The following is a 12,161-nucleotide window of genomic DNA, read 5'->3' on the forward strand; positions in this document are numbered from 1 at the left end:
CCCCATGACCGATCTTTCCCCCAAGGCCCAGAGAACCCGTGCCAGCCTGCTGGACGCCGCCCGCGACGAATTGCTGGAGCTCGGCGGCGGCCTGGAAGTGGGGCGGGTGGCAGAGCGGGCCGGCGTGTCGGTGGGGCTGATCTACCGCTACTTCGCCTCCCGCGCCGGGCTGCTGGCCGCAGTGGCCGAGGACTTCCATGACCGCTACCAGGCCGAGGTGATGGTCGCCGACCCGCTGCCCGGTGCCGAAGACTGGTGCAGCCGCGAGGAGCAGCGGGTGCGCCGCGCGGTGCAGTTCGTCTATGCCGAACCCCTGGCACCGCTGCTGTTGGTGAGCCTGGCGCGGGAGCCGGAGGTGGCCGCGCTGGAAGCCCGGCGCATCACCGAGAACGTACGCCAGGGCGCCGACAACATCCGCCGGGGCCAGGTTGCCGGGCAGCTGAACGCCAGCCTCGACCCGGAGCTGGTCTCGGCGATGATCCTCGGCGGCATGCACCAGGCCTTGCTCGAAGCCCTCGGGCGCTCGCCGCGCCCGCCGGCCGATCAGCTGTCGCGGCAGCTCTGGCATTTCATCCGTGGTGCCCTGGCGCCACTCCAGCCGACATGACCCCAACAACAAGAAGAGGCAGGCATGCAGCACGCGACACAGGTGGAACTGCTGAAGAAGACGCTGGCGCTGGCCGAACGGGGCCAGTCCGATTGCCTGGAAACGCCTTCATCGCTGGCGGTGGACAGCTACCTCGACGAGGCGCGTTACCGACGTGAACGGGACGAGGTGCTGCGTCGCGAGCCGCTGCTGGTGGCGCGCTCCAGCGAGGTGACGGCGGGGCGCTTCATCACCCGGGACCTGCTGGCGCCATTGCTGCTGGTGCGTGACGAGGCGGGACGGTTGCGCGGCTTCCTCAATGTCTGCAAGCACCGTGGCACCCAGTTGGTGGCGGAGGCGGAAGGTGCCAACCGGGTGTTCGTCTGCCCCTACCACGCCTGGGCCTACAACCCCGATGGGCAGTTGCGCGGCATTCCCCACGGCTACGGTTTCGAGGGCGTCGACCGCGGTTGCCTGAACCTCACCGAGGTGCCGGTGGCCGAGTGTTTCGGCGCCATCTGGGCGCGCCACTCGCCCGGCCCCGCACTGGACATGCCGGCGTTCTTCGGCCCTGAGCTGATGGCTGATTTCAGCAGCTTCGCCCTGGAGGGGCAGGTGCTCTTCGACCCGCGCGACATCCGCCGGCCGGTGAACTGGAAGCTGACCATCGACACCTTCCTGGAGAACTACCACGTGGCCAAGGCGCACCAGGCCACCATCGACCACCTGTTCTGGCCCAACCTGGGACTGTTCGAGCGCTTCGGCCGGCACATCCGCAACTACTACGTGAAGCGCAACCTGCGCGAGGTGCTGGCGCAGCCGGAATCCGAGTGGGACCTGCGCCGCCACGGCAACCTGCTGTACTTCATCTGGCCCAACACCCTGGTGCTGGTGGAGCCGGACCATATCGACTTCTCCAGCGTCTTCCCCGACGGCCCGCTGGCCACCCGCGTGCTGGGCTACAACCTGCTGCTGGAAGAACCGGCGACGGACAAGGCCCGGCGCTATTTCGAGAAGAACAACGAGATCCTCTATTCCGCCTTGGAAGAAGACTTTGCCATGGCCGCGCGGGTGCAGAACGGCATCCGCGCCGGCGCCAGCGACCGCCTCTGGCATGGGCGCTACGAGCAGGCGCTGCGCTGGTTCCACCAGGGGCTGGACGAGGCGCTGGGGGATTCTTGTGTCGAGGTGGTGGGGCGGGGTTGATCGCGAGCGCGGGGCGCAGTCCAGGCATGAGCCTGTGCCGCCTTCGACTCCGCCTGGTGGAGGTAAAGAGCGGCCTCCACCCACAGCGGTCGTGCTCAAGCGGTGGGGCCTCTGTAGGGGCGACTTCAGTCGCCAAGCGGCGCGCAGCGCCGCCGCCCTTGTGGGAGCGAATTCATTCGCCAATCACGCCACTACGCCGTCTCGGGCGTTGGTCCGTTGGGTCTCGCTGCGCTTGGCGCCAACCTACGGTGCTTGCACAAAAAAGCCCGGCGCTTGGCCGGGCTTTTTCGTTTCGGGCTGAGGCTCAGAGCACGCCGAAGACCTTCTTCGCCAGGCCGGTGGCGGCAGCGGCGGGGTTCTTGCGGATGCTGGCTTCCTGGTCGGCGATCATCTTGAACAGGCCGTCGAGGGCTTCTTCGGTCACGTAGCTCTCGATGTTGGCGCTCTTGGCGTCGACCACACCGAAGCTCGCGGCCTGGCCGGCGAAGCTGTTGTACTGCTTGGCCAGGCCGACCTGGTCGGTGGCTTTCTTGACGATGGGCAGGAACTTGGCGCGCAGCTGTTCGCGGCTGGTCTTGTTCAGGTACTGGGTCGCGGAGTCTTCAGGACCGGAGAGGATGCCCTTGGCGTCCTGCACGGTCATCTTCTTCACCGCGTCCACCAGCAGCGCCTGGGCTTCCGGCACAGCGGCTTCGGCGGCCTTGTTCATACTGGCTTCCAGCTGGTCGACCTGGGCCCCCATGCCCATCATCTTCATGGTCTTGGCGGCCTTGCCGAGCTTGCCCGGCAGCTCGATGCGCACGTCGGGGTTTTCGCTGAAGCCGCCCGGCTTGCCGAGTTGCTGCACGGCGACCTTGGCGCCCTGGGTGAGCGCATCCTTGAGGCCGCCGCTGGCGTCCTGCTGGCTGAGGTCGCTGAGGGAGAGGGCGAAGGCGCTGGCGGAGAGGGCGAGGCCGGCGACCAGGGTGGTGAGTCGGAACATGGCGGCATCCTTGTGGCGGAAAGGCGGGTTGTCAGGGAACGGCATCGACCTTGATACGCAGGGGCTGCGGGTCGCTGCCGTCGAGTTTAACCGAGTGGCGCTCGGTGCTGATGAACAGCAGCTTGCCGTCGCGCTCGATGCGCGCGCTCACCGCATAGTCATGGCCGGGCTGCAGGTTGGCCGGGTCGTAGCTGAGCTGGAAGGGCAGGGGCACCTGGCCTTCGACCCGGCCCTGCTGGTAGGCGAGCTCGCGGGCGGGGGTATCAGCCAGCGAGACGTCCTGCAGCGAGACGCGCAGCGTGGCATCCGGCGGCAGGGCGCTGCGTTGCAGGTAGAAGACCTCGCCATTGAGATGGGCCTGGGTCGGGGGCTGGACGGTGGTGCAGGCGACGAGCAGGGCGCTGGCGAGCAGCAGGCTGGGGGACTTCATGGGGCCTCGTGGTTCGGTGGACAGCGATAAACACACTATAGAAGCCAGGGGCCGGGGGTACAGCCCCGCGTGCGCGTCAGTCCTCGAGCGGTGGGCGGTCGTCCAGGGCCTGGGTGATCGTCTGCAGGCGCTGCCGGGCGTTGATCAGCTGTTCTAGCTGCTGCGCCAGGGTCAGGCTTCTGCGTTGCAGGTCCGCCTCGCGCTCGTCCAGTTCGGCGGCCCGGCCGGCGAGCCTGGCGGCTTCCGCCCGCAGGTTTTTCGCCTGGGTGCGCTGTTCGGCGTCACGCCTGGCGAACTCCCGGGCGCGCGCTTCGCTGAGGGCCTTGAATCGGGCCAGGCGTTCGACGAGGTGGTGTTCCAGCTGCTGCAGGCGCGCTTCCCGGGCAGAGGAGGGGCGCGCTGCGGCCTGGGGCTGGGCGGGGATGGACCAGGTACTGCCTTGCGGCTGGCGGGACACCTTGCCGGCCACCGCCATGAGCCGTGTCAGGGCGTCCTTGCCGAGCAGCACGGAGCGGTGTTCCTCCAGGCGGCTTGGCTCCACCGGCTCGATCAGCGGCAGCGCCTTGAGGTTCAGCAGGTGGAATTCCAGGGGCTTCCGGCGCGCGGTCATGGCGTGCGCTCCCGGGTCAGTTCCTTGAGTACCCGTTTCACCTGGGGCCAGTGCTCGGCGTCGATGGTGTCGAGGCTGTAGCCCTCGGGGTGGATGCGGATTTCGGCGATGTAGGCCTTGCAGCGTCGGCCGGGCTGGGCCTCGTCGAGGGTGTAGAGGAGGAAGTCGCGCTCCAGGGCGGCGATCCCGAAACAGCAGAGGATGGCAGCGTTGACGACCTGGCCGTCGGCGTTGTGGATGGGGATTGATCTCAGCAGCATGGTCGGCACCGTCCCTGTGGGTGGAGTCCTGCGCAGCGCAGGCCGGTCATGGTACTGAGCGGCCGCACGGCAGCCGTTCGGCAGGCTCCGATGCAGCCTGTAGGCGAGTTCTCTAAATCGACAGGGTGATGAAACAAGGCCGGCCCGGGTGGGGCCGGACTGGGGGTCAGCTGGCTTCGGCAGGCGCTTCGGCTTCCGCTTCCACTTCGCCCTGGCGTTCCAGGGCGACCTGGCGGATCGACAGGCGGATCTCGGCCGGCAGCACGCGCTTGGCTGCGCCTTCGGCGAGGTCACCCAGGGCCGGGTGGTAGCTGAGCTTGCCGGCTTCGTCCTGGCGCAGCACGCGCTGGTCGAGGAGGGTCTGGATGAAGTGGCGGAACAGGCTCTTGTCGAAGAACTCCGGGGCGTTGAGGCCGTGGAGGATCGACAGGCGCTGGGCCATCACGGTGCACAGGTCTTCCAGCTCCTCGGCGGCCAGCTGGTTCTGCCCGGCGTTGAGCAGCAGGGCGATGGCCATGTAGAAGCGTTGCAGGGTCTGGGCGATGGAGCGCGAGAGCAGGGTCAGCAGCACGAACTGGCGCGAGCTCGGCGCCGGGCGTACATAGGTTTCGTTCTCGAACTTCAGCAGCCCCTGCTCGACGAAGGCGTCCAGCCACTGGTCGACCACGGCATCCAGCTCGTCGAGGTTCCAGCGGATGAACAGCTCGGCCTGCAGGTAGGGGTAGAGCGCGCGGGTGTAGCGCAGGATCTGCTCGCGGCTCATGCGCCCGCTGCTCTGGAAGAAGCTGGCGAGCAGTGCCGGCAGGGCGAAGATGTGCAGCACGTTGTTGCGGTAGTAGGTCATCAGGACGGCGTTCTGCTCGTCCAAGTAGAGGATCTTGCCCAGGGCGTCCTTCTGCTCGGCCAGCAGGTTCATGCTCTGCACGTACTGGATCAGCGCCTGGCCATCGCCTTCCGGCAGGGTGGCGTGGGGCGAGTAGGGCACGGCGCGCAGCAGGGCCAGGTAGAGGTCGAGCACGCGGGTCAGGGCGCGTTCGTCCAGGGCCAGGCGGCTGGTGGACAGCAGCGCCAGGGCCACCAGGTTGACCGGGTTGATCGCCGCCGCGTCGTTGAGGTGGCGGGCCACGCGGGTGGCCAGCTTGTTGGTGGTGTCGCTGAGCCATTCCGGGCGGTACTGCGGGCCCAGCTCCTGGTCACGCCAGGTCGGCTGTTCCTGGTCGAGGAACTCGGCGAGCTTGATCGGCTCGCCGAAGTTCACCGCGACGCTGCCGAAGCGCAGCTTGAGGGCGCCGATGACCTTGAAGATGTCGAAGATCGACTCCTTCTTCTTGCTCGCGCCACGCAGCTCGCCCAGGTAGGTGCGGCCTTCCAGCACGCGCTCGTAGCCGATGTAGACCGGCACGAAAACGATGGGCAGGCGCGAGGAGCGCAGGAAGCTGCGCAGGGTGATGGCGAGCATGCCGGTTTTCGGGTGGAGCATGCGGCCGGTGCGCGAACGCCCGCCCTCGACGAAGTACTCCACCGGGAAGCCACGGCTGAACAGGGTGTGCAGGTATTCGTTGAACACCGCGGTGTAGAGCGGGTTGCCCTTGAAGGTGCGGCGCATGAAGAAGGCACCGCCGCGACGCAGCAGGCCACCGATCACCGGCATGTTGAGGTTGATGCCGGCCGCGATGTGCGGCGGGGTCAGGCCGTTGCGGAACAGCAGGTAGGAGAGCAGCAGGTAGTCGATGTGGCTGCGGTGGCAGGGCACGTAGATGACTTCGTGGCCCTGGGCGATCTCCTGCACCCCTTCGATGTGGTTGACCTTGATGCCTTCATAGAGCTTGTTCCAGAACCAGCTCAGCACCACTTCGAGGAAGCGGATGGCGGTGTAGGCGAAGTCGGAGGCGATCTCGTTGCCGTACTTCAGTGCCTGGGCCTCGGCCTTGGCCGGGCTGATCTTCTCGCGCTCGGCTTCTTCGGCTATCACCTGGCGCACCTGGGGCGCGTGCACCAGGCCCTTGACCAGGTTGCGGCGGTGGGAGAGGTCGGGGCCGATCACGGCGGTCTTCTGGTTGCGGAAGTGCACCCGCAGGATGCGCTGCACCATGCGCTGGGTGCGCTCCGGGCCCTTGCCCTGGGCGATCAGCTCGCGCAGGTGGATGGGGGCGGAGAACTGCACGCGGGTCTTGCGCCCGAGGATGAGGATGCTGACCAGCTTGCGCAGGCGGCCGGTAACGGCCCAGCTGTCGGCGAACAGCAGCTTCCAGGGGCTGGTCTCGCGGTCCGGGGACTGGCCCCAGAACACCGTCACCGGAATGATCTGCGCGTCATCCACGGCGTGCTGCTGGATGGCATCGAGCACCCGCACCAGGGTCGGCGAGGTGCCGCGCTTGTCCTGGCCGCCGAACCAGCCGGGTTCGGGGGTCAGGTAGAAGAAGGCGGCGGGTTCGAGGGTGTCGCCCACCGCCACCGGCAGCACCGGGCGGGGCAGGCCGGCCTTGGTGCACTCCCGGTCCACCACCGCCAGGTCGCTGGCCGAAGGTTGCTGGAGCACATAGAGCACCGGCTTGCTGCGGTCGAGCTTGAGGGTGAAGGCGGACTGGTTGATGGTTTCCGAGCGCACCCAGAGATAAAGGAGGCGGCGCAGGGTACCGAAGGCCAGGCGGCGGAAGGGCGAGCGGGTCATACGGAGTCTGTAGTCGAACGAGCGAGTGCTCGGGGTGGCTAGTTTGCCGTATTCGCCATCCAGCCGCAAAAAGCACCTAACGGTCTGAAAACCATGGGGCCGCCAGGAAACTTCCGGAATCTTCTGCTGTCTTGCTATGCCGCCGGGGGACTCCTTATAGTCCGCCGGCGTTTTGCAAGGCCCCAGCGGCCAGCATGGCCGGGGGCTTTTCCCTTTGGGGTAGAGGCCATGATCGAACTAAAAAAACTGACCAAGCGTTTCGCGCAGCACACCGTCGTGGACGACCTGTCCTTCGGCGTCCAGCAGGGGGAGGTGCTCGGCTTCCTCGGCCCGAACGGTGCCGGCAAGTCCACCACCATGAAGATGCTCACCGGGTTCCTCGCGCCGACCTCCGGCACCGCGAGCGTGCTCGGCTTCGACATCCAGACCCGCACCCTCCAGGCCCAGCAGCAGATCGGCTACCTCCCCGAAGGTGCCCCCTGCTATGGCGACATGACGGTGCGCGGCTTCCTCGAATTCATCGCCGAGGTGCGCGGCTTCCGTGGCGCCGAGAAGAAGCAGCGGGTGACCCGCGCCGCCGGCCAGGTGGAGCTGGACAAGGTGCTGGGGCAATCCATCGATACCCTGTCCAAGGGCTTCAAGCGCCGTGTTGGCCTGGCCCAGGCGATCCTCCATGATCCGCGTGTGCTGATCCTCGACGAGCCCACCGACGGCCTCGACCCCAACCAGAAGCATCAGGTGCGCCAGCTGATCCAGAGCCTGGCCCAGGACAAGATCGTGATCATCTCCACCCACATCCTCGAAGAGGTGGCGGCGGTGTGCACCCGCGCGGTGGTGATCGCCGCCGGCAAGCTGGTGGCCGACGGCACCCCCTACGAACTGGAGAGCCGTTCGCGCTACCACCAGGCGGTGACCCTGGTGGCCGACGAGCCCCTGGACCCGCTGGCCCTGGCGGTGCTGCCGGGCGTTGCCGGCGTGGAGGAGAACCCCCACGGCAGCGGCCTGACGGTGCTGGCCAAGCCTGGCGAGGTGATCTTCCCGCAGGTCAACCAGCTCATCCACCAGCGCGGCTGGAAGGTCAAGGAGCTGGATGTCGAGCGGGGTCGCCTGGATGAAGTGTTCCGCAGCCTGACCCGGGGAGAGGCGGCATGAAGCAGTTGCCGGTCATATTCAAGCGCGAGCTGGCGAGCTACTTCGCCACGCCGCTGGCCTATGTGTTCATCGTGATCTTCCTGGTGCTGTCCGGGGTCTTCACCTTCTACCTGGGTGGTTTTTTCGAGAGCGGCCAGGCCAGTCTCGCGCCCTTCTTCAACTTCCACCCCTGGCTCTACCTGTTCCTGGTGCCGGCCATCGCCATGCGCCTGTGGGCGGAGGAGCGCAAGTCAGGCTCCATCGAGCTGCTGATGACCTTGCCGATCACCCGCTTCGAGGCGGTCACCGGCAAGTTCCTTGCCGCCTGGGCCTTCGCCGGCCTGGCGCTGCTGCTGACCTTCCCGATGATCGTCACGGTCAACTACCTGGGCGAGCCGGACAACGGCGCCATCGTCACCGGCTACATCGGCAGCTGGCTGCTGGCGGGCTCGTACCTGGCCATCGGCTCGTGCATGTCGGCGCTGGCCAAGAACCAGGTGATCGCCTTCATCCTCGCCGTGGTCATGTGCTTCCTGTTCATGGTCAGCGGCTTCCCGCTGGTGCTCGACGCCTTCAGCGCCTGGGCCCCGCAATGGCTGCTGGACGCGGTCGCCTCGCTGAGTTTCCTGACCCGCTTCGAGGCCATCAGCAAGGGCGTGATCGACCTGCGCGACCTGCTTTATTTCGTCACCCTGATCGCCGCCTGGCTGGCCGCCACCGCCGTGGTGGTCGATCTGAAGAAGGCCGACTGACATGAAGAAACTGATGTATTCCAGCGCCGGCCTGCTGCTTATCGCCCTGGCCTTCCTGGCGTTCAACATGGTCTCCGGGCTGGCGCTGACCAACGCCCGCATCGACCTCACCGAGCAGAAGCTCTACACCATTTCCGACGGCACCCGGCAGATCCTCGGGGAGCTGGACGAGCCCATCAACCTGTACTTCTTCTACTCCGACAAATCCGCCAAGGACCTGGTGGTGCTGCGCAACTACGCCAAGCGCGTGGAGGAGATGCTCAAGGCCTATGCCCAGGCGTCGGACGGCAAGATCAAGCTGCACATCGTCGACCCCGAGCCCTTCTCCGAGGACGAGGACAAGGCCGCCGAGTTCGGCCTGCAGGCGGTGCCGCTGCAGCAGGGCGGCGATTCGGTCTACTTCGGCCTGGCCGGGACCAACAGTGTCGATGACCGGCAGATCATCCCGTTCTTCCCCCTCGACCAGGAGGAGTTTCTCGAATACGAGATCAGCCGCCTGGTACAGAGCCTGGCCAAGCCCCAGCGGCCGGTGGTCGGGGTGATGTCCGGGCTGCCCATCAATGGCGGCTTCGACATGCAGACCCGCCAGCCGAGCCAGCCCTGGATGGTGATGGAGGAAATCCGCCAGCTGTTCCAGATCGAGAGCATCAAGCCCAGCGTCGACCAGATTCCCGACAAGGTGTCGGTGCTGCTGCTGGTGCACCCGAAGAACCTGTCGCAGCAGACCCAGTACGCCATCGACCAGTTCGTCCTGCGCGGCGGCAAGCTGCTGGTGTTCGTCGACCCCTATAGCGAAGCCGACCACGGCGTGCAGATGCCCGGCGAGATGGGCGGCGAGGACAAGGCCTCCGACCTGCCGGCGCTGTTCAAGGCCTGGGGCCTGGAGATGGTGCCCGGCAAGGTGGTGGGCGATGGCGCCTACGCCATGTCGGTGAGCATGGGCGAGGGCCAGCGCCCTGCGCGCCACGTCGGTTGGCTGAGCCTGCCGAAGAAGGCCCTGGACGCCAGCGACATCGCCACCTCCAGCCTGGAGACGGTCACCGTCGCCACCGCCGGCATCCTGCGCCCGCTGGAGGGTGCGAAGACCCATTTCGCGCCGCTGATCCAGAGCTCGGAATACGCCAAGCCCTTCGATGCCGGGATCTTCGCCACCCTGCGCAACCCCGATGTGCTGATGCGCGAGCTGAAGCCCAGCGGCGACCGCTACGCCATCGCCGCGCGCATCGGCGGGCCGGTGCAGAGCGCCTTCCCCGATGGCATCGAGGGCCACAAGGACGGCCTCAGGGCGGCGGACAACATCAACGTCATCGTGGTCGCCGACACCGACATGCTCAGCGATCGCATGTGGGTGCAGGTGCAGGACTTCTTCGGCCAGCGCGTGCCGCAGCCCTGGGCCGACAACTCCGGCTTCGCCATCAACGCCCTGGATAACCTGACCGGTTCCGAAGCGTTGATCAGCGTGCGCTCCCGGGGGCGCTTCACCCGGCCCTTCACCGTGGTCGAGTCGCTGCAGCGTGAGGCGGAGACGCGCTTCCGCGAGCAGGAGCAGGTGCTGCAGCAGCGCCTCGCCGACACCGAGGAGAAGCTGGCCAGCCTGCAGAAGAACCAGGACCCGACCAAGGCCCTGGAACTGACCCCCGAACAGCAGGCCACCCTGCAGCAGTTCATGCAGGAGAAGGTGCGCATCCGCAAGGAGCTGCGTGAGGTCAACTACCAGCTCAACGCCGATATCGAGAAACTCGGCCGTACCCTCAAACTCATCAACATCGTCCTGGTTCCGCTGGTGCTGACCCTGGGCGTGCTGCTGCTGTGGTTCTGGCGTCGTCGCCGGGCCTGAGGAGAGAACCGATGGGACGCAAGGCACTGTTGTTCCTGGCCCTGGTGGCCATCGTCCTGGTGCTGGCCTATGTCGGCCTGCACCGGGCCCCCGAACCGCTCGCGGTGAAGGGGCCGTCGCCCTTGCTACCGGCGCTGCAGGGCCGGCTCGCCGAGGTGGACCGCATCGAGGTGGAGCGCCCGGGGCAGCCACTGCTGCGCCTGGCACGGCAGAGCGGCACCTGGGTGCTGCCCGACAAGGCCGGCTACCCGGCGGCGGCCAAGCCGGTGGCCGACCTGCTGCGGGCCCTGGGGGATGCGCGGGAAATCGAGGCGCGCACCGCCAAGCCCGAGCTGCACGGCCAACTCGGCCTGGCGGACAAGGGCGAAGGCCAGGGCATCCGCGTGAAGCTGCGGGGCGAAGGCCTGCCCGAGCAGGTGCTGCTGATGGGCAAGCCGGGCCAAGGCGGCAAGGGACAACTGGTGCGCCTGGCCGGCGAGAACCAGAGCTGGCTGATCGACACGCGTATCGCCCTGCCGGAGACCGAGCTCGGCTGGCTGGATCGACGTATCGCCAGCATCCCCTTCGCCAGCGTGCGCCAGGTCGAGGTGAAGTTCCGCCAGGGCAATGGGCTGACGGTCTACCGCGATGCCGAAGGCGAAGCGAACCTCAAGGTCCGCCAGCTGCCGGCCAACCGTACGCTGGCCTACGAGGCGGCGGCCAATGGCATGGCGACGCTGTTCGCCGACCTGGAGTTCGCCGACGCCGCACCGCTGGACCAGGTGCAGTTCAAGGACAAGCCGTTGCTCGAGTTCAGCCTGCAGGACTTTGCGGGTGGCCAGCTCGATGGGGTCATCCTGGGGCAGGGCGAGCAGTACTGGATGCAGTTGAAGCGCAAGGACAAGTTCGACGGCGAGCAAGTTGCGGGTCGTCTCGATTGGGCTTATCGCATCGAGGCGTTCCAATACCAGGCGCTGGCGAAGAGGCTCGAAGACGTGCTCTCGGCCAAGTAAGAAGGGCAACTACCAGGGTGTGCGAAAGGCATTTCCAAGTTGCTTTTCAAACGCTTCGGGAGTGCCCCATTTTGTGACCCGAAAGACCCATAAAAGGGCGTGAAAGCCCTGCCGGCCGGCGGTTTCACGGCATTCTAAAAAAGTGCTTTTCTGTAGCATTTCCTGTCGTATACTCCGGTCGCGGTGGTTAAAAGAACGCTATTCGGAATACCCGCCCACGCCTCTCTGGACTGCGGTCGGCTATAAAAAGAAGAACGTCCTTGCCCAACCGTCTAAGCCTCTTGAATAAGGGGCAACACAATAAAATTGCGAGTTTGGAGAGAGTAGTAATGGCTGATCGTGAGGTCGGAACCGTCAAGTGGTTCAATGACGCTAAAGGCTATGGATTCATTCAGCGCGAAAGCGGTCCGGATGTCTTCGTTCACTACCGTGCTATCCGCGGCGATGGGCATCGTTCCCTGGTCGAAGGCCAGAAAGTGGAATTCGCGGTGATCCAGGGACAGAAAGGCCTGCAGGCGGAAGACGTCTCCAGAGTCTGACGACTCCAAGCAAAAGGCCCGTCGATGACGGGCCTTTTGTTTTCTGCTGTCTCGTCCTGAATAAGGTTTACACCTTCGCCCTTATTTCAGGAGAGCCCCGATGGCAGAAGGTATCCGTCGCAGTCAGCGTGATTACACGCAGGCTTTTAAACTGGCAGTGGTCGA

The 12,161-nt window shown here is 66.2% G+C and carries 12 protein-coding genes; 7 read left to right on the forward strand and 5 right to left on the reverse strand.

From position 1 onward, the window contains the following. Nucleotides 1–4 precede the first annotated feature (4 nt). Nucleotides 5–607, forward strand: a complete 603-nt coding sequence (locus tag RTW82_RS19955; RefSeq protein ID WP_021219470.1) for a TetR/AcrR family transcriptional regulator — start codon at nucleotides 5–7, stop codon at nucleotides 605–607. Nucleotides 608–631: 24 nt separating this feature from the next. Next, nucleotides 632–1,792: an aromatic ring-hydroxylating oxygenase subunit alpha gene (locus tag RTW82_RS19960; RefSeq protein WP_316926191.1), complete on the forward strand. Its 1,161-nt coding sequence runs from the start codon at nucleotides 632–634 to the stop codon at nucleotides 1,790–1,792. 304 nt (nucleotides 1,793–2,096) lie between these two features. Here the strand turns inward: RTW82_RS19960 and RTW82_RS19965 are convergent, their stop codons facing one another. The 5 genes from RTW82_RS19965 to plsB form a co-directional block, all read right to left on the reverse strand. Next, a complete protein-coding gene (locus RTW82_RS19965) occupies nucleotides 2,097–2,774 on the reverse strand; it encodes a DUF4197 domain-containing protein (RefSeq protein ID WP_316926192.1) in 678 nt (225 codons plus the stop codon). Between the two features lie 31 nt (nucleotides 2,775–2,805). Beyond that, complete coding sequence (locus RTW82_RS19970) at nucleotides 2,806–3,204, reverse strand: YbaY family lipoprotein (RefSeq protein WP_316926193.1); 399 nt, start codon at nucleotides 3,202–3,204, stop codon at nucleotides 2,806–2,808. Between the two features lie 76 nt (nucleotides 3,205–3,280). Next, the gene (locus tag RTW82_RS19975; protein ID WP_316926194.1) at nucleotides 3,281–3,814 is read right to left on the reverse strand and encodes a hypothetical protein; all 534 of its coding nucleotides are present in this window, start codon (nucleotides 3,812–3,814) and stop codon (nucleotides 3,281–3,283) included. Then, nucleotides 3,811–4,074: a hypothetical protein gene (locus RTW82_RS19980; RefSeq protein ID WP_316926195.1), complete on the reverse strand. Its 264-nt coding sequence runs from the start codon at nucleotides 4,072–4,074 to the stop codon at nucleotides 3,811–3,813. The genes RTW82_RS19975 and RTW82_RS19980 overlap by 4 nt, the downstream gene beginning before the upstream one ends. 166 nt (nucleotides 4,075–4,240) lie before the next feature. Beyond that, complete coding sequence (plsB, locus tag RTW82_RS19985) at nucleotides 4,241–6,745, reverse strand: glycerol-3-phosphate 1-O-acyltransferase PlsB (RefSeq protein ID WP_316926196.1); 2,505 nt, start codon at nucleotides 6,743–6,745, stop codon at nucleotides 4,241–4,243. 228 nt (nucleotides 6,746–6,973) lie between these two features. On the opposite strand from plsB, the gene RTW82_RS19990 reads away from it, so the two are divergent. The 5 genes from RTW82_RS19990 (at nucleotide 6,974) to RTW82_RS20010 (ending at nucleotide 11,996) form a co-directional block, all read left to right on the forward strand. Then, complete coding sequence (locus tag RTW82_RS19990) at nucleotides 6,974–7,897, forward strand: ABC transporter ATP-binding protein (protein WP_021219463.1); 924 nt, start codon at nucleotides 6,974–6,976, stop codon at nucleotides 7,895–7,897. Further along, a complete protein-coding gene (locus tag RTW82_RS19995) occupies nucleotides 7,894–8,628 on the forward strand; it encodes an ABC transporter permease subunit (protein WP_021219462.1) in 735 nt (244 codons plus the stop codon). The genes RTW82_RS19990 and RTW82_RS19995 overlap by 4 nt, the downstream gene beginning before the upstream one ends. Before the next feature lies 1 nt (nucleotide 8,629). After that, nucleotides 8,630–10,465, forward strand: a complete 1,836-nt coding sequence (locus RTW82_RS20000) for a GldG family protein (protein ID WP_316926197.1) — start codon at nucleotides 8,630–8,632, stop codon at nucleotides 10,463–10,465. 11 nt (nucleotides 10,466–10,476) lie between these two features. Then, a complete protein-coding gene (locus RTW82_RS20005; protein ID WP_316926198.1) occupies nucleotides 10,477–11,457 on the forward strand; it encodes a DUF4340 domain-containing protein in 981 nt (326 codons plus the stop codon). Nucleotides 11,458–11,786: 329 nt separating this feature from the next. After that, the gene (locus RTW82_RS20010) at nucleotides 11,787–11,996 is read left to right on the forward strand and encodes a cold-shock protein (protein WP_021219459.1); all 210 of its coding nucleotides are present in this window, start codon (nucleotides 11,787–11,789) and stop codon (nucleotides 11,994–11,996) included. Nucleotides 11,997–12,161: the final 165 nt, after the last annotated feature.

The organism is Pseudomonas sp. zfem005 (assembly GCF_032621735.1).
Classification (GTDB): Bacteria; Pseudomonadota; Gammaproteobacteria; order Pseudomonadales; family Pseudomonadaceae; genus Metapseudomonas; species Metapseudomonas solani.